The 15,855-nt window shown below is 64.7% G+C and carries 18 protein-coding genes; 15 read left to right on the top strand and 3 right to left on the bottom strand.

Going from position 1 to position 15,855, the window contains the following annotated elements; all coding sequences use genetic code 11:
- From NP534_RS20255 to fliK, 3 genes are all read right to left on the bottom strand, one after another.
- Window positions 1-1,492: dermonecrotic toxin domain-containing protein (locus NP534_RS20255; RefSeq protein WP_337994326.1), on the bottom strand; the 1,492-nt coding region annotated here is incomplete at its 3' end.
- 95 nt (window positions 1,493-1,587) lie between these two features.
- Window positions 1,588-1,932, bottom strand: coding sequence for an EscU/YscU/HrcU family type III secretion system export apparatus switch protein (locus NP534_RS20250; protein ID WP_274099873.1), 345 nt, complete (start codon window positions 1,930-1,932; stop codon window positions 1,588-1,590).
- Window positions 1,929-3,485 carry a flagellar hook-length control protein FliK gene (fliK, locus tag NP534_RS20245; protein ID WP_274099872.1) on the bottom strand — a complete coding sequence of 519 codons (1,557 nt, stop codon included), beginning with the start codon at window positions 3,483-3,485 and terminating at the stop codon, window positions 1,929-1,931. The genes NP534_RS20250 and fliK overlap by 4 nt, the downstream gene beginning before the upstream one ends.
- Window positions 3,486-3,617: 132 nt before the next feature.
- Between fliK and ccmA the strand changes: the two genes are divergently transcribed.
- The 15 genes from ccmA to NP534_RS20170 all read left to right on the top strand — a co-directional run bounded on the left by ccmA (window position 3,618) and on the right by NP534_RS20170 (window position 15,824).
- Entirely contained in the window at window positions 3,618-4,250 is a 633-nt protein-coding gene (gene ccmA / locus NP534_RS20240) for a cytochrome c biogenesis heme-transporting ATPase CcmA (RefSeq protein ID WP_274099871.1), read from the top strand.
- Window positions 4,238-4,915 carry a heme exporter protein CcmB gene (gene ccmB, locus NP534_RS20235; RefSeq protein ID WP_371097214.1) on the top strand — a complete coding sequence of 226 codons (678 nt, stop codon included), beginning with the start codon at window positions 4,238-4,240 and terminating at the stop codon, window positions 4,913-4,915. The genes ccmA and ccmB overlap by 13 nt, the downstream gene beginning before the upstream one ends.
- A gap of 46 nt (window positions 4,916-4,961) precedes the next feature.
- A complete protein-coding gene (locus tag NP534_RS20230; protein WP_033699432.1) occupies window positions 4,962-5,729 on the top strand; it encodes a heme ABC transporter permease in 768 nt (255 codons plus the stop codon).
- A complete protein-coding gene (ccmD, locus tag NP534_RS20225) occupies window positions 5,726-5,902 on the top strand; it encodes a heme exporter protein CcmD (RefSeq protein WP_033699430.1) in 177 nt (58 codons plus the stop codon). The genes NP534_RS20230 and ccmD overlap by 4 nt, the downstream gene beginning before the upstream one ends.
- Entirely contained in the window at window positions 5,899-6,354 is a 456-nt protein-coding gene (gene ccmE, locus NP534_RS20220; RefSeq protein WP_274099870.1) for a cytochrome c maturation protein CcmE, read from the top strand. The genes ccmD and ccmE overlap by 4 nt, the downstream gene beginning before the upstream one ends.
- A gap of 11 nt (window positions 6,355-6,365) precedes the next feature.
- The gene (locus NP534_RS20215) at window positions 6,366-8,339 is read left to right on the top strand and encodes a heme lyase CcmF/NrfE family subunit (RefSeq protein ID WP_186656528.1); all 1,974 of its coding nucleotides are present in this window, start codon (window positions 6,366-6,368) and stop codon (window positions 8,337-8,339) included.
- On the top strand, window positions 8,336-8,872 hold the full coding sequence (locus tag NP534_RS20210; RefSeq protein WP_095063717.1) for a DsbE family thiol:disulfide interchange protein: 537 nt from the start codon (window positions 8,336-8,338) through the stop codon (window positions 8,870-8,872). Before NP534_RS20215 ends, NP534_RS20210 begins: the two co-directional genes overlap by 4 nt.
- Window positions 8,869-9,357 (top strand): cytochrome c-type biogenesis protein, encoded by a 489-nt coding sequence (locus NP534_RS20205; RefSeq protein WP_274099869.1) that lies wholly within the window; start codon window positions 8,869-8,871, stop codon window positions 9,355-9,357. The genes NP534_RS20210 and NP534_RS20205 overlap by 4 nt, the downstream gene beginning before the upstream one ends.
- On the top strand, window positions 9,350-10,540 hold the full coding sequence (ccmI, locus tag NP534_RS20200) for a c-type cytochrome biogenesis protein CcmI (protein ID WP_274099868.1): 1,191 nt from the start codon (window positions 9,350-9,352) through the stop codon (window positions 10,538-10,540). Before NP534_RS20205 ends, ccmI begins: the two co-directional genes overlap by 8 nt.
- Window positions 10,541-10,552: 12 nt before the next feature.
- Window positions 10,553-10,972 carry a hypothetical protein gene (locus NP534_RS20195; protein ID WP_033699422.1) on the top strand — a complete coding sequence of 140 codons (420 nt, stop codon included), beginning with the start codon at window positions 10,553-10,555 and terminating at the stop codon, window positions 10,970-10,972.
- A 107-nt stretch (window positions 10,973-11,079) separates the two neighbouring features.
- A complete protein-coding gene (locus NP534_RS20190; RefSeq protein WP_274099867.1) occupies window positions 11,080-12,018 on the top strand; it encodes a 2-hydroxyacid dehydrogenase in 939 nt (312 codons plus the stop codon).
- 51 nt (window positions 12,019-12,069) lie between these two features.
- Window positions 12,070-12,858 (top strand): PhzF family phenazine biosynthesis protein, encoded by a 789-nt coding sequence (locus NP534_RS20185; protein ID WP_274099866.1) that lies wholly within the window; start codon window positions 12,070-12,072, stop codon window positions 12,856-12,858.
- 449 nt (window positions 12,859-13,307) lie between these two features.
- Entirely contained in the window at window positions 13,308-13,646 is a 339-nt protein-coding gene (locus NP534_RS20180; protein ID WP_047583653.1) for an FKBP-type peptidyl-prolyl cis-trans isomerase, read from the top strand.
- Between the two features lie 276 nt (window positions 13,647-13,922).
- Window positions 13,923-14,585: a histidine phosphatase family protein gene (locus NP534_RS20175; protein ID WP_274099865.1), complete on the top strand. Its 663-nt coding sequence runs from the start codon at window positions 13,923-13,925 to the stop codon at window positions 14,583-14,585.
- Window positions 14,586-14,633: 48 nt separating this feature from the next.
- The gene (locus tag NP534_RS20170; RefSeq protein ID WP_274099864.1) at window positions 14,634-15,824 is read left to right on the top strand and encodes a D-amino acid dehydrogenase; all 1,191 of its coding nucleotides are present in this window, start codon (window positions 14,634-14,636) and stop codon (window positions 15,822-15,824) included.
- Window positions 15,825-15,855 lie beyond the last annotated feature (31 nt).

Raw genomic sequence — 15,855 nt, 5'->3', positions numbered from 1 at the left:
GGTGGAAGTACGCCGCCACATCGATGTCAGGCAGCCTGGGTGGGTCGATCGGGCTCAGCGGGTAACCCCATTGATCGTTCACCAGGCGGGGGAATACGAAGTTCCGGTTTTTGGTGCGAAACAGTGCCGGCACTTCGGTCAGCCCGGATGCCAACAGGGGGACAGCGTTGAAGGCGCCGAATTCCGCTGTGGCGACGCCATCGGCTTTTGCTTGCAGGCTCTTGCCGTTGATCGCCTGATTCACCCCCTCGCCGAACAAGGCGACCCCACCGAGCGCGAAGACTGGCGCTAGCTCCGGCACCACCAGCGCCAACGGGGCCAACAGGTTCAGCGCGCTGACAAGGTAGCCGCGCCACTTGGCCTCGGTCACATCGCTGTTGCGGGTAATGAGAAAGTCCCCGTCCTGGTAGCAGCGCTCGCGTTGACGGTTGCTCAGGGCCAGGAACAGGTCACCGTGCAAGGGGGGGCTGTACTTGCTCGCGCGGTAGTTGACGTACTGCCTGGGTGGCCAGGTGCCGTCAGTGGTGAACCCTGAGCGATCGGGCGATAGGCGATGTACCTTGGGGTAAACCCCCAAGCCTTCCAAGGCGCTGTCCAGGCCGCTGAAATCCAGGCCGTCCGGCAGGTCGGCCAGGGCAAAGTGCTGGCGCAGCAGTTGACGTTTTTCGGCACTTTGGCATTGCAGGCCGACCCAGTCCTGCAGGGCGCTGTGGGTGGCAAACTCATGCAAGGGTGAACTGTTGCCAGGGAAATACAGCAGCGTCAAGTCACTGCCTTTGGCGCGGATGCACAGCAGGTCGGTGGCGGCATAGCCATAGATGTTCAGGGCTCTGACACGTAGTTCCTGGGTTGGCTGCATGAGCCCGGCCGCCTGCCAGGCGAGCTTGCGCCCGGCGTCGCTCAGGCTGCCTTCCTCGACTTGTTTGTTGCAGGCGCTGATGAAGTTGATCTTGGCCGCCAGACGATGATCTTGCAGGTAGTGCGCCCAGTAGTCGTCGAGGAGGGCCTTGTAGCGGTCATGGAAGTCCATGTGCCAGATGAATGTCTGCAGCGCTTCGGCGTGCACGGGTATGTGCGTGGTCGCATCGAAGCGAGGCGGGTCGGTCCTGCGAAACAGGCCATTGAACACCGAAAATCCCGCGCTGTTGTCCAGCAGGCCTGGTTTTGGCAGGCTCTGGACGATGTTCACCGGGCCTTCGGGGAAGGTTCCGGCCCAAGGCTCCGAGAACAGCGCGCCAATCAGGTTGCGGTTGGACTCGCCTTGCCAGTCCGACAATACCGCCATGGTGAGGGACATTCGCTCTGCGATGACAGCTTGATGCCCGCGGTAATGCAGGGTCACGACGTCGGTTTGGTCAGGGTCCAGGGTTATTCCCTGGCTTTGGTACCAGTCGCGGATGGCACGCGATGCTTCCTGGTCGGGGCGGGGGAAGTGCTTTAGATGGTCGCGAACGTACTGGGTGCCCGCAGCACTCACAAAGGGTATCGACATGGTAGGAACCTGTGATCGGCAAGGTTGGAACCCAAGGGTCTTGCAGGCACAGGGGGGCAGGGTGGTAGATACTGCAGCGGCTGTTACGGCCGGCGTTACTCGATGCTGTTGCCAAATGGCAGACGCGCGAGGTCGGGGGTGATGTCCCGTTCGCCAGCCGCTGCGTCGTTGAAGCCGACGGGCACCTTGCCACGCAGTTGCCAGGCAAAGGCAATGATTTCGGCAATGGTCAGGTACAGCGCCTCGGGTATCTGGTCGCCCAGCTCCAGCCGTGCCAGCAGGCGCACCAGCTCGGCGTTTTCGTAGATCGGCACCTCGTGTTCGCGGGCCAGGGCCAGAATCGCCTCGGCCAGGGCATCGTCGCCCTTGGCGCTGAGGGTGGGGGCCTGCTGGCCGTCGTAGCTCAGGGCAATGGCCTGGCGCGGTGTTTTGCCACTCATGCGTTTTCGTCCACCCAGCGTTGTTCGACTCGCGTGCGGGGGCCTTGGGGTGGGGTGCCGGGGTGGCATTCCAGGTCGCCGACGTCCAGGCCCCTGGCCAGCAGGCGCTCGCGCAGGGTGCCGAGCTGGCTGTCGATCAGCCGCGCGGTCTGTTCCCGCTCCGCCCACAGTTGCCCGTTCAGGCGGCCCTGGCTCAGTTGTGCCTGCACTTGCAAAGGGCCAAGCGGAGCGAGGTCGAAGGCCAACTCGATACGCCACAGCGCTTGTAGCGGGTCTTGCTCTTGGTGCTGGCGGTCAGCTTGCTGTTGCGGCGTTTCTTCGCGTTGCAGCTTGACTTGCAGCGGGATGAATTCCTGGCCATGGCGGATCGGCACTTCAGTCTGCCAGGTGGTCTGCAGGTTGCCGTTTTCAAGGTTGCCGCTCTGTTGCAGGCTGCTCATGGCATGGCTCTGCAGGCGTGAAACGGCCGCAGCAGCCAGGCGCAACAATTGTTGCAGGTCGCCTTCGTCTTCCATGGCCTTGAGTAGCCGCGAAGGCAGCGGAAACGCCCCTGGTTGCGGTTTCGGGCTGACCCGGTCGAGCATGCCCAAGGCGCCACGGGCGAGGGCCGGCAGGGTCAGGGCCAAGGTGCTTGGCATCAGGGCCGGTGCCCCGGGCGCGGTGACCGAGGCCTGGGTGATCAACCTGAGCAGATGGGCCTTGAGGTCGGTGGCCACGCTGGCTGGGAAGCCGCCCAGCAGCTTCGCTTCGAGGAAGGTACCGCTGTTGTTCAGGGCCTGGGCGACGGCTTTGGCATCGCCGAGCTGGCGCACGTCCGGCAACCCCGCCAGCAAACGCTCGGCACTGCTGCGCAGGCTACCGTCGGCGCCGGGGTCGCGGGCGACCTGCTGCAATGCACTGAGCAGGCCGGTTAACGAGGCTTGGCGATTTTGCTGGGTGAGCAGTTGCTGGGCGATGCTGAGCTGGTCTTGCCGGCCGCTGAGCGGTACGAATTGCAGCGACTGGTCGCCTTGCACCCGCGCGCTGAGCAGGCTGCCTACGGGCAGCGGGCGCGGGCTGTCGATGGTCAGGGTGGCACCGGCCTGCGCGCTGTTGAGCAGGCTCACCAGTGCCCGGTAACCGGCCGCCTGGCCAGGCGCTTGTAGGATGGGCTGGTTGGTCAGGACCTTGCCCTGCAACAGGGTGCCTACCGGTACTTTGGCCGTGTCCAGGCGGGTGAGGGTGGCGATGTTGCTGGCGCTGGCCTGTTGCAGCATGATCGCCAGGCGATTGCCCTCGGTCTGGCTGACGGTGACTTGGCTGCCGGGGGGTAGCGGCTGGCTGGCGCTGGCCTGCAATTGGGTCTGGGCGCCGTTGGCCTGGATCAGCCGCAGCACGACCTGGAACTCCCGGCCCAGCTGGCGTAGCGACACGACCTCGGCTTGCGCCGTTTCGCCGGGGGCGATCAAGCCGGGCTGTGCTTGGGTCAGGCGCAGCAGTTCGCCGGTCATGCCCGCCTTGATGGCCTGGGCGCTGATCGCGGTTTGTGCGCCGAGACTATTGATTTCAGTCATGATTGTATACAACCTGTCGAACCCGCCTCTTGGCAGCGAGGCCGTGCATGTAATAATGCCGCCCGCCCGCCACTGCCAGTATAACGGCAGCGAGGGGGGCGACTTGAGCCGTAAACTGGATAAGGCGAAACCGTGACCCTTCATCTCCAAGCCGCAGGCCTGGCCTGCGAGCGCGACTGGCGCCTGCTGTTCGAGCAGCTCGATTTCGAGCTGCGGCCCGGCGACATGCTGCAGATCAGCGGCCCCAACGGCAGCGGCAAGACCAGCTTGCTACGCCTGTTGGCCGGGTTGATGCAGCCGACCGCCGGGCAGATCCTGCTGGGCGGCAAGCCGCTGGCCGAGCAGCGCCATGCCTTGGCCAGCATCCTGCTGTGGATCGGCCACGCTGCGGGCATCAAGGACCTGCTCACCGCCGAAGAGAACCTAACCTGGCTTTGTGCCCTGCACCAGCCCGCCAGCGCCGAGCGCATCTGGGCGGCGCTGGCGGCAGTCGGCCTGCGCGGCTTCGAAGACGTGCCTTGCCATACCTTGTCGGCCGGCCAGCAGCGCCGTGTAGCCCTGGCCCGGCTGTACCTGGACAGCCCGCCCTTGTGGATTCTCGACGAACCGTTCACCGCCCTCGACAAACAAGGTGTGGCGCAGCTCGAAGCGCACCTGGCAGCGCATTGCGAGCAGGGTGGCACGGTGGTGCTGACCACCCACCACAGCCTTGACCGCAAGCCGTCGGGCTACCGTGAACTGAACCTGGGGCAATGGGCGGCATGAGCGTATTCATCCTGTTGCTGCGCCGCGAAGCGCGTCTGTTGTTCCGCCGCCCCGCAGAACTGGCCAACCCACTGGTGTTCTTCGCCATCGTGGTTGCCCTGTTCCCGCTGGCGGTCGGCCCTGAAAGCCAATTGTTGCAAACCTTGTCACCTGGCCTGGTGTGGGTCGCGGCCTTGCTGGCTGTGCTGTTATCGCTGGACGGCCTGTTCCGCAGCGATTTCGAGGACGGCTCGCTGGAGCAGTGGGTGCTGTCGCCCCACCCGCTGGCGCTGCTGGTGCTGGCCAAGGTGCTGGCGCACTGGATCTTTTCCGGCCTGGCGCTGGTATTGTTGGCGCCACTGCTGGCGCTGATGCTGGGGTTGCCGAGCCATTGCCTGCCGGTGCTGCTCGCCTCCTTGCTGCTGGGCACGCCGGTGCTGAGCCTGTTGGGTGCAGTGGGTGCGGCGCTGACGGTCGGCCTCAAACGTGGCGGGTTGCTGCTGGCGTTGCTGATTCTGCCGTTGTATATCCCTGTATTGATCCTGGGCAGTGGTGCGTTGCAGGCGGCGTTGCAGAATATGCCCGCCACTGGCCACCTGCTCTGGCTTGCCAGCCTCACGGCCCTGGCGGTGACACTGGCACCCTTTGCGATAGCGGCCGGCCTGAAGATCAGCGTCGGCGAATAACGAGTCCTGGGCTCTCAAGCCCGGCTAATACCCTGGATGTACCCTGATGAAAATGAGTTGGACGTGGTTCCACAAACTCGGTTCTCCCAAATGGTTCTATGCCATCAGCGGCCGCATGCTGCCATGGCTGACCGTCTGCGCCATCGTGCTGTTGCTGGTGGGCGTCACCTGGGGCCTGGCGTTCGCGCCCCAGGATTACCAGCAGGGCAACAGTTTCCGCATCATCTACATCCATGTGCCGGCGGCGATGCTGGCGCAATCGTGCTACGTGCTGCTGGCGGTGGCCGGGGTGGTGGGGCTGGTGTGGAAGATGAAACTGGCCGACGTCGCCCTGCAATGCGCCGCGCCCATCGGCGCCTGGATGACCGCCGTGGCGCTGGTCACCGGCGCCATCTGGGGCAAGCCGACCTGGGGTAGCTGGTGGGTGTGGGATGCGCGGCTGACGTCGATGCTGATCTTGCTGTTCTTGTACTTCGGCATTATTGCGCTGGGCCAGGCAATCAGTAATCGTGACAGCGCGGCCAAGGCCTGCGCGGTGCTGGCCATCGTCGGGGTAATCAACATACCGATCATCAAGTATTCGGTGGAGTGGTGGAACACCCTGCATCAGGGCGCCACCTTCACCCTCACCGAAAAACCTGCGATGCCCGCCGAGATGTGGCTGCCGCTGCTGTGCACGGCACTGGGCTTCTACTGCTTCTTCGGCGTGGTGCTGTTGTTGCGCATGCGCCTTGAGGTGCTCAAGCGCGAGGCACGCGCCAGTTGGGTCAAGGAGGAAGTGTTGAACAGCCTGGGGCGGAGGGCCGCGCAATGAGTTTTGCCTCGTTCGGTGATTTCCTCGCCATGGGCCACCACGGCCTGTATGTGTGGACGGCCTATGGCATCTGCCTGGCGGTACTGGCGCTGAATGTCGCCACCCCGCTGCTGGCCCGCCGTCGCTACCTGCAAGATGAGGCGCGCCGCTTGCGCCGGGAGAACAACCAGTGAATCCGCAGCGCAAGAAACGCCTGTTGCTCATCGCCGGCCTGCTGGTCGGTGTCGGGATTGCCGTCGGCTTTGCCCTGAGCGCATTGCAGCAGAACATCAACCTGTTCTACACGCCGACTCAGATCGCCAATGGCGAAGCCCCCCTGGATACCCGTATTCGGGCTGGCGGCATGGTCGAAAAAGGTTCGGTGCAGCGCTCGGCTGACTCGCTCGACGTGCGCTTCGTGGTCACTGACTTCAACAAGTCGGTGCCGATCACCTACCGCGGTATCCTCCCCGACCTGTTCCGTGAAGGACAGGGCATCGTTGCCCTGGGCAAGCTCAATGGTGAAGGTGTGGTGGTGGCCGATGAAGTGCTGGCCAAGCACGACGAGAAGTACATGCCGCCCGAGGTCACCAAGGCCTTGAAGGAAAGCGGCCAGGCCGCTGCGGGCGCGGAGGCCAAGCCATGAACGCGGCGCTGGTGATTCCCGAACTCGGCCAGTTGGCGATGATCCTGGCCATCTGTTTTGCCGCCGTGCAGGCCAGCGTGCCGCTGCTCGGCGCGTGGCGCGGTGACAGCCTGTGGATGAGCCTGGCGCGGCCGGCGGCCTGGGGGCAATTTGCCTTCCTCAGCTTTGCCTTCGCCTGCCTCACCCATGCCTTCATGACCGACAACTTCTCGGTTGCCTATGTGGCCAGCAACTCCAACAGCGCCTTGCCCTGGTACTTCAAGTTCAGTGCCGTGTGGGGCGCGCACGAGGGCTCGCTGCTGCTCTGGGCGTTGATCCTGGGGGGCTGGACCTTCGCCGTGTCGGTGTTCTCGCGCCAGCTGCCGCAAGTGATGCTGGCCCGAGTGCTGGCGGTGATGGGCATGATCAGCGTGGGCTTCCTGAGCTTCCTGATCATCACCTCCAACCCGTTCCAGCGCCTGCTGCCGCAAGTGCCAACCGACGGTCGCGACCTCAATCCGCTGCTGCAGGACATCGGCCTTATCGTCCACCCGCCGATGCTGTACATGGGCTATGTCGGTTTTTCGGTGGCTTTCGCCTTCGCCATCGCCGCCTTGCTCGGCGGGCGCCTTGACGCGGCCTGGGCGCGCTGGTCGCGGCCGTGGACCATTGTCGCCTGGGCCTTCCTCGGTGTGGGCATCACCCTGGGCTCCTGGTGGGCTTACTACGAGCTGGGCTGGGGTGGCTGGTGGTTCTGGGACCCGGTGGAAAACGCCTCGTTCATGCCTTGGCTGGTGGGTACGGCATTGATCCACTCGCTGGCGGTGACCGAGAAACGCGGGGTGTTCAAGAGCTGGACCGTGCTGTTGGCGATCGCAGCCTTCTCGTTGAGCCTGTTGGGCACCTTCCTGGTGCGATCCGGGGTGCTGACCTCGGTGCATGCGTTCGCCGCCGACCCGTCACGCGGCGTGTTCATCCTGATCTTCCTGCTGTTTGTGGTGGGCGGCTCGCTGACCCTGTTCGCCCTGCGCGCGCCGGTGGTCAAGAGCCAGGTCGGCTTTGCCCTGTGGTCGCGCGAGACGCTGTTGCTGGCCAACAACCTGGTGCTGGTGGTGGCGGCGTCGATGATTCTGCTCGGCACCCTGTACCCGCTGGTGCTCGATGCCCTGACCGGGGCCAAGCTGTCGGTCGGCCCGCCGTACTTCGATGCGTTGTTCCTGCCGCTGATGGCACTGTTGATGGTCGTGCTCGGCTTCGGTGTGGTGGTGCGCTGGAAGGACACCCCCGGCAAGTGGCTGGCGAGCATGATGACCCCGGTGCTGATCGGCAGTGCGGTACTGGCCCCGGTCGCCGGTTTTATCGTCGACGACTTCGACTGGCCCACGCTGACCGCCTTTGCCCTCGCGGCCTGGGTGGTGCTCAGCGGGCTGCGTGATGTGCTCGAAAAAACCCGTCACAAGGGCCTGGCCAAGGGCATGCGCGGCCTCACCCGCAGCTACTGGGGCATGCAGCTGGCGCACTTTGGCCTGGCAGTGTGCGCACTGGGCGTGGTGCTGTCGAGCAACAACAGTGCCGAGCGCGACCTGCGCATGGCGCCGGGTGAAAGTGTCGAGCTGGGTGGTTATCACTTCCTGTTCCAGGGCGCCAAGCACTTCGAGGGGCCGAACTTCATCTCCGACAAAGGCACCGTGGTGGTGTCCCGCGATGGCCGTGAAGTGACCACGCTGCACCCCGAGAAGCGGCTGTACACCGTGCAGCAGTCGATGATGACCGAAGCTGGCATCGACGCAGGCTTCACCCGCGACCTGTACGTCGCCCTGGGCGAGCCGCTGGAAAACGGTGCCTGGGCGGTGCGCGTGCATATCAAACCATACGTCCGCTGGATCTGGCTGGGCGGTCTGCTGACCGGCCTGGGCGGGTTGCTGGCGGCCCTCGACCGGCGTTACCGCGTCAAGGTCAAGACCCGGGTGCGTGATGTCCTGGGCGTGTCTGGAGCAGCTGCATGAAGCGTTGGATCATGGTGGTGCCACTGGCGGTGTTTCTGCTGGTGGCGGTTTTCCTCTACAAGGGGCTGTTCCTCAAGCCCGACGAGCTGCCCTCGGCGATGATCGGCAAGCCCTTCCCGGCATTTGCCCTGGCCTCGGTGCAGGGTGACCGCAACCTGACCCAGGCCGACCTGCTGGGCCGCCCGGCGTTGGTCAATGTGTGGGGCACCTGGTGCCCGTCGTGCAAGGTCGAGCACCCGTACCTGAACCAGCTGGCCGAGCAAGGCGTGGTGATTCATGGGGTCAACTACAAGGACGACAATGGCGCCGCGTTGAAGTGGTTGGCCGAATACCACAACCCGTACCAGCTGGACATCCGCGACGAGCAGGGCACCCTGGGCCTGGACCTGGGCGTGTATGGCGCGCCGGAAACCTTCCTGATCGACGCCAAGGGCATCATCCGCTACAAGCACGTGGGTATCGTCGATGCCAGCGTCTGGCGCGAACAGCTGGCGCCGCTGTACCAGGGCCTGGTCGATGAGGCCAAGCCATGAGGCGGGGGCTGGCAGCCGTGGTGCTGGGGTTGGCCCTTGGCCTGGGCCTGGCCGGTGTGGCCAGGGCGGCCATCGATACCTACCAGTTTCGCGACGACGCCGAACGTGAGCGTTATCAGCAACTGACCAAGGAACTGCGCTGCCCCAAGTGCCAGAACCAGGACATCGCCGACTCCAACGCGCCGATTGCCGCCGACCTGCGCCGCGAGATCTTCCGCATGCTGGGCGAAGGCAAGAACAACGCGCAGATCGTCGACTTCATGGTCGACCGCTACGGCGATTTCGTGCGGTACAAGCCGGCGCTCAGCGCGCGTACCTGGCTGTTGTGGTTCGGCCCGGGGGTCTTGCTGGCCGGCGGCTTCGTGGTGCTGGTGGTGATTGTGCGTCGCCGCCGCGCCACGGTGGCCCACGGTGCCAATGAGCTGTCCGTCGAAGAACGCGAACGTCTCGCCAAACTGCTGGAAAAAGAACAGACCCATGATTGAATTCTGGCTTAGCGCGGGCCTCCTGCTGCTCGCTGCCCTCAGCTTTCTGCTGATCCCGATCCTGCGTGGCCGTCGCCGTCAGCAAGAGGAAGACCGCACCGCCCTGAACGTTGCCCTGTACCAGGAACGCGTTGCCGAACTGGCGGCCCAGCAGGCCGCTGGCGTGCTCGACGAGGCGCAGCTGGCCAAGGGCCGTGACGAGGCGGCCCGCGAGCTGCTGGCCGACACCGAAGGCAGCGAGCCCCCACGCCAGGGCCATCTGGGTAAAACCCTGCCGCTGTTGGCGGCGGTGCTGGTGCCGCTGATGGCCTTGGGGCTGTACCTGCATTTTGGCGCGGCCGACAAGGTTGAGCTGACCCAGGAGTTTGCCCAGGCGCCGAAGACCATGGAGGAGATGACCACACGCCTTGAACGGGTCGTGAAGGCCCAGCCAGATTCGGCCGAGGCCCTGTATTTCCTGGGCCGTGCCTACATGGCCGAGCAGCGTCCAGCCGATGCGGCGCGTACGTTCGAGCGTGCGGTGGCCTTGGCCGGGCGCCAGCCCGAGTTGCTAGGGCAGTGGGCCCAGGCGCAGTACTTCGCTGCCGACAAGCAATGGAACCCGCAGCTGCAGGGACTGACCGACGAAGCCCTCAAGGCCGACCCCAACGAAGTGACCAGCCTGGGGCTGCGCGGTATTGCCGCTTTCGAGGGGGAGCGCTACCAGGAAGCCATCGACTACTGGAAGCGCCTGCTGGCGCAACTGCCCGAAGGCGATGCATCGCGTGCCGCCTTGCAGGGGGGTATCGACCGTGCTGCCGAGCGCCTGGGAAGTGAGCCTGGCCCGTCCGTGGCGCCGGTGGCTGCCCGCCTGACGGTGCGGGTGGAGCTGGCTGCGGCGCTCAAGGACAAGGTCAAGCCAGACGACACGGTGTTCATCTTCGCCCGTGCCAGTAACGGCCCGCCGATGCCGCTGGCGGCAAAGCGGGTGACCGTGGCGCAGTTGCCGATCGAGGTGGAGTTGTCCGATGCCGACGCGATGATGCCGCAGATGAAACTGTCGGACTTTACCGAAGTCCAACTGGTTGCCCGTGTCTCGCGTGCCGGCCAACCGACCCACGGCGAGTGGATCGGCCAGGGTTCGCCATTGGCCACTGCCACCCAGGCCACGCAGCACCTCACCATCGACAGCCCTGACCCGTAAGAGAGCATTGCCATGCACAGCACCGTCCGCCTGACCCTGATCACCCTTGCCCTGGGTTTGTCCGCGTGTACGGTGCATGAGCCTTACGAGCAGCCCGCGCCGCCGATCGAGCGGGTGCCGCCGCACCAGGGGCCGGTGGTCAAACCGCTGCCGGGCGGGCAGCCTTCGACCTCGCCAAGCAAACCTGCGGCCACCCCCAAACCGATGCCACGTACCTCCGCCAGCTTCGCCCCGCCGCCAGGGGGAGCCAGCCACTGGGACCCGAAACTGGGTGTATACGTGCTGGAGAAAAAGCCCAACACCTTCTATCGCCAGCGCACCTATTACCGCTACGACGGCGGCTGGAGCTGGTCGCTGAGCCCGGATGGCCCATGGCAGGGCACCGACAGCAGCGGTGTTCCGGGTGGCCTCGGACGCGCCTTCGCCCAATAGGCTCAGAGATGCCCTCCCGGTACAGTACAGTTGACTGCTCAATTACCGATTGACTGTACCGCCCGCTGACTCCGCATAATGCCCCTTCGATAAGACGCGGAGGTGGCATGAGCAAGACAGTCCTGGTGTTGGTAGAAACCGTCGACGATTACCTGCCCTTGCTGGAACAGGCGGGTTATCGGCTGATTCGCGCCCCGTCGCCGCAACTGCGTGCCGACGCCATCCAGCGCCACGCCCATCAAATCGATGCGGTGCTCACCCGTGGCCCGCTGGGCCTGACTGCCGCAGAGATCGATGCGCTGCCCGCATTGCAGATCATCTGCGTGATCGGGGCCGGCTACGAGCAGGTCGACCTGGCCGCCGCCGCCGCCCGTGGTATTACCGTCACCAACGGCGCCGGGGCCAATGCCAGCGCAGTCGCCGACCATACCCTGGCCATGCTGCTGGCGCTGCTGCGCGACATTCCCCGTGCCGACGCCAGTACCCGCCGCGGCGAGTGGAACCGGGTAATCAGCCCTTCGGTGAGCGGCAAGCGCCTGGGCATTCTCGGCCTGGGGGCAGTGGGGCTGGCGATCGCCAAGCGTGCCAACCTCGGCTTCGACATGAGCATCAGCTACCACAGCCGCACCCCTCGGCAGAGCGTGCCCTACACCTGGTACGACAGCCCGTTGCACCTGGCCGATGCCGTCGACATCCTGGTGGTGGCCACGCCTGGCGGCGCCACTACTCGTCATCTGGTCGATGCTGCGGTGCTTGAAGCCCTGGGGGCCGAGGGTTACCTGGTGAATATCGCCCGTGCCAGCGTGGTGGACACCCAGGCCCTGGTGGCGGCGCTGGCTGGCGGGCAGCTTGCCGGCGCTGCGCTGGACGTGTTCGATGACGAGCCCGAAGTGCCCGATGCCCTCAAGGCCCTCGGCAACACCGTATTGACCCCGCACGTGGCTGGCCAGTCACCGGAGGCTGCGCGGGACACGGTGATGCTGGTGCTGCGCAACCTGCAGGCGTTCTTCGCCGGCGAGCCGGTGCTGACCCCGGTTCACGACTGACCCTTTTCATACAGGTGCCCGGCAGCGGCCCGGCCAACAAGGAGTGTGTGCATGCAACTCGAGATCTTCCAGGTCGATGCGTTTTCCGCTGAACCCTTCGGTGGCAACCCGGCGGCGGTGATCCCGCTGCAAAGCTGGCTGCCAGACGATGTGCTGCAACGTATCGCCGAAGAGAACAACTTGTCCGAAACCGCCTATTTCGTGCGTAACGGCGAGGGTTACGACCTGCGTTGGTTCACCCCGACGGTCGAAGTCGACCTGTGTGGCCATGCCACCCTGGCCTCGGCGTATGTGCTGTTCGAGCAGCTGGGTGAGCAGGCGCCAGTGTTGCGTTTCAATACCCGCAGTGGCGAATTGCGCGTCAGCCGAGGTGTTGATGGGCTGTTGGCGATGGATTTTCCGGCCAAGCAGCCGGTTGCGGTGGAGGTGCCGGCAGGCTTGCTGGAGGCGCTGGGCTTGAGCGGTGCGCGGGCGGTGTACAAGTCCGACGACTATGTGGTGGTGATTGATGACGCCTCGCTGCTTGACCCGCTGAAGCCGGACTTCGTTGCGCTGTCGGCTTTTGCCGTGCGCGGTATCGCCGTGACTGCGCCGGGGCGCGGGTATGATTTTGTCACCCGTTGGTTTGGTCCGCGGGTTGGTGTGAATGAGGACCCGGTCACGGGGTCGGCGCATACCTCCCTGGCGCCGTTGTGGGCCGAACGGTTGGGCAAGGGTGTTTTGAGCTGCGAGCAGGGTGGGGCGCGCAAGGGGCAGCTGCGTTGCGAAGTGCCGGGCAATGGCCGGGTGATCATTAGCGGGCGGGGGGCGTTGTACCTGCGGGGGAGTGTGTTTATCTGAGTTGGGTGTGTGGGTTTAAAGGTGTAGGCCTTGGGGTTTGCAGCGCCTATGAAATCGAGCGCCGCCCGCGCGGCGCATCGCGACGCAAGGCCGCTCCTACATTTGTTTCGGGCCAGTTATTCCTGGGGTAATGGCGCGCGGCCTCTTGGTGCCCACCTCGATATCGCGTCGTACAAACAAGGCGGTCGCGCGCCAATGGCACAGGCCTCACTGGCCCGAAACAGATGTAGGAGCGGCCTTGCGTCGCGATGCGCCGCGCGGGCGGCGCTCGATTTCATAGGCGCTGCAAAACCCCAGACATGCACCTATAAACCCCAAAGCCATCCCCAGTCATTGTCTCTCGGGCGAAGATGCAGTCAATGCGCCAGCATGAAACACCGACTGCGCTTGCCAAACCTGTGCATTCCTGAGAAAAGGGCGGCTTTGATTTTTCAGCGTTGGAGCATGCCATGAGCAGCGAACTGCAGATCATCGACCTCGTCGAAGGCGACGGCAAGGCCGCCGTCAAAGGCGCCCTCATCACCACTCAGTACACCGGCTGGTTGGCCGACGGCAGCGAGTTCGATTCGTCCTGGTCGCGCGGCAAGCCTTTCCAGTGCGTGATCGGTACCGGTCGGGTGATCAAAGGGTGGGACCAAGGCCTGATGGGCATGCGCGTTGGTGGCAAGCGCAAATTGCAGGTGCCGGCGCAGTTGGGCTATGGCGAGCGCAGTGTGGGTGCGATTCCGCCGCATTCGGACCTGACGTTTGAGATCGAACTGCTGGAAGTGCTGACGCGGGATGACTGAGTGATTGATGTGGTTTTTGGTGTGCAATCATCAAGGCATGCACACCACCCCCCGAAAATTGCGCAAGGTATACATAATTCAGCAACACCCATCCCCTAACCTAAGCCTTGCTCAAGGAATGGCAATCACACGCCAGGGAGGAACCAAACGGGTTCAAGGCACTCTGACCCTCACTCGTTGCCAAGTATGGCACTCACTACAAGGACGCCTCGCGGCTGCGGCGCCGGGCTGGGTGGCGGGTCAACTCGATTCTCTCTGCCACATGAGCCTGCCTTGATGAAGTTGCCAACGTTTCTCCGCCGTCGTCGCCACCTGCTGCTAAGCCTGATGCTCACAGCCGTAGCCATACCGCTGGCGTTGGAAGCTGTCGAAAGCCGCGCGCAGCCGGCCGATGGCACGCAGACCCTGGTGTTTCTGCGCCACGCCGAGAAACCCGGCGAAGGGCTGGGGCAACTGAACTGCCAAGGCCTCAACCGTGCACTGGACCTGGCCACGTTGCTGCCGGAGCGTTTCGGCAATGCCGACTACGTATTCGCCGCCAACCCGTCGCGGCATGTCGAGGAAGGCAGCAAGGACGAGAGCTACAGTTATATCCGCCCATTGATGACCATCACCCCCAGCGCCATCCGCCTGGGCCTGCCGGTGAACATCGACTACGGCGCCAACGATACCGACGAGCTGGCCGAAGAACTGCTGAGCGACAAGTACCGCAACGCGACCGTCTACACGGCATGGTCCCACGGCTACCTGCCCGAACTCATCAATACCGTGGCCGGCAAGGCCCTGGGTGAAGAGCGGGTGATCACCGAAGACTGGAACGGTGATGATTTCGACACGCTGTACGTGCTTACCCTGACGTGGCACGACGGCAAGGCCAGCCTGCTCAGCCGCAACGTGCGCCAAGGCCTCAACGACGGCGCGCATAGCTGCCCGACCTGATCCGCTGTTACTGTCTTGGCAGGGAAGCCGAAACAGGGGCACTGCAAGATGCAAAAAGTGACGGTAATTGGCGGCGGGGTGATTGGCCTGGCGACAGCCTATGCGCTGGTGCGCGAGGGGCTTGCTGTGGACCTGATCGAGGCGCGGGACCGCCTGGCGTCTGCCACCAGTTTCGCCAACGGCGGGCAGCTGTCTTACCGCTATGTGGCGCCATTGGCCGACGCCGGTGTGCTCTGGCAGGCGTTGGGCTGGATGCTGCAGGGGGATTCGCCGCTGCGCTTGCGGTTGCGCCTGGACCCGGCGCAGTGGCGCTGGTTGATGGCGTTCATGCTGGCCTGCCGGCGCAGCGTCAACCGCCGCAACGGTGCACAACTGCTGACGTTGGCGCTGGAAAGCCAGGCCGCCCTGGCGCGTTGGCGCGAGGCCGATGGGCTCACCGATTTCGCCTGGCGGCGTAACGGCAAACTGGTCGCCTTCCGCAGCGAGCGGGCGTTCGCCCATGGGCGTGAGCGCCTGCTTGATCGGAGCAGCCAACGGGTACTCGATGCTGCCGAACTGCGCGCCCTGGAGCCGGCATTGGCCGAGGCGCCGTTTGTGGGCGGGGTTCTGACGCCTGATGAGGAAGTCGCCGACTGTCACCGTTTTTGTGAACGCCTGGCCGAGCGCTTGCGCGCATCCGGGCAGTGCCGGTTCCTGCTTGGCAGGCCCGTGACGCGGCTGATCGCCCATCAGGAGCAGGTCGTTGCGCTGCACCTGGGGGGCGAGCAGGTTGACGTTCAGCGCCTGGTGCTGTGCGCGGGGCATCGCAGTGCAGGGCTGGCGCTACCGGGCTTGAGGCTGCCGGTCTATCCGCTGAAGGGCTACAGCCTGACAGCGCCGATCAACACGGAACATCGGGCGCCAGGACTCAGCCTTACCGACTACGAGCGCAAGATCGTCTATGCACGCCTGGACCGGCAATTGCGGGTTGCAGCGATGGTGGACATCGTCGGCTTCGACGAGTCGGTGGATGCGCGCAGGCTCAACAGCATGCGCCGGCTGGCACTTGATACGTTGCCCGATGCCGCAGACTACGAGCAGGCAGTAGAGTGGGCGGGGATGCGGCCGGCGACCCCTACCGGGGTGCCGATCATTGGCGCTACGGCTTACCGAAACCTGTGGCTGAACCTGGGGCATGGGGCATTAGGCTTTACCTTGGCCTGTGGCAGTGGGGAGCGGTTGGCCAGGATGTTGCGCTGACTGGACCGGCCACTTCGCGGGGCAAGCCCGC

It is taken from the genome of Pseudomonas sp. 39004 (assembly GCF_028682155.1).
Lineage (GTDB): Bacteria > Pseudomonadota > Gammaproteobacteria > Pseudomonadales > Pseudomonadaceae > Aquipseudomonas > Aquipseudomonas capeferrum.
The sequence above is the reverse complement of the archived record's forward strand: the minus strand, read 5'-3'. Positions and strand labels throughout refer to the sequence as shown.

Bases quoted from the DNA above. Each gene is read 5' to 3' on its own strand.
- NP534_RS20250 (WP_274099873.1), bottom strand. From the start codon at position 1,932: ATGAGTGGCAAAACACCGCGCCAGGCCATTGCCCTGAGCTACGACGGC.
- fliK (WP_274099872.1), bottom strand. From the start codon at position 3,485: ATGACTGAAATCAATAGTCTCGGCGCACAAACCGCGATCAGCGCCCAG.
- ccmB (WP_371097214.1), top strand. From the start codon at position 4,238: ATGGGCGGCATGAGCGTATTCATCCTGTTGCTGCGCCGCGAAGCGCGT.
- NP534_RS20230 (WP_033699432.1), top strand. From the start codon at position 4,962: ATGAAAATGAGTTGGACGTGGTTCCACAAACTCGGTTCTCCCAAATGG.
- ccmD (WP_033699430.1), top strand. From the start codon at position 5,726: ATGAGTTTTGCCTCGTTCGGTGATTTCCTCGCCATGGGCCACCACGGC.
- NP534_RS20210 (WP_095063717.1), top strand. From the start codon at position 8,336: ATGAAGCGTTGGATCATGGTGGTGCCACTGGCGGTGTTTCTGCTGGTG.
- NP534_RS20205 (WP_274099869.1), top strand. From the start codon at position 8,869: ATGAGGCGGGGGCTGGCAGCCGTGGTGCTGGGGTTGGCCCTTGGCCTG.
- ccmI (WP_274099868.1), top strand. From the start codon at position 9,350: ATGATTGAATTCTGGCTTAGCGCGGGCCTCCTGCTGCTCGCTGCCCTC.
- NP534_RS20195 (WP_033699422.1), top strand. From the start codon at position 10,553: ATGCACAGCACCGTCCGCCTGACCCTGATCACCCTTGCCCTGGGTTTG.
- NP534_RS20190 (WP_274099867.1), top strand. From the start codon at position 11,080: ATGAGCAAGACAGTCCTGGTGTTGGTAGAAACCGTCGACGATTACCTG.
- NP534_RS20185 (WP_274099866.1), top strand. From the start codon at position 12,070: ATGCAACTCGAGATCTTCCAGGTCGATGCGTTTTCCGCTGAACCCTTC.
- NP534_RS20180 (WP_047583653.1), top strand. From the start codon at position 13,308: ATGAGCAGCGAACTGCAGATCATCGACCTCGTCGAAGGCGACGGCAAG.
- NP534_RS20175 (WP_274099865.1), top strand. From the start codon at position 13,923: ATGAAGTTGCCAACGTTTCTCCGCCGTCGTCGCCACCTGCTGCTAAGC.
- NP534_RS20170 (WP_274099864.1), top strand. From the start codon at position 14,634: ATGCAAAAAGTGACGGTAATTGGCGGCGGGGTGATTGGCCTGGCGACA.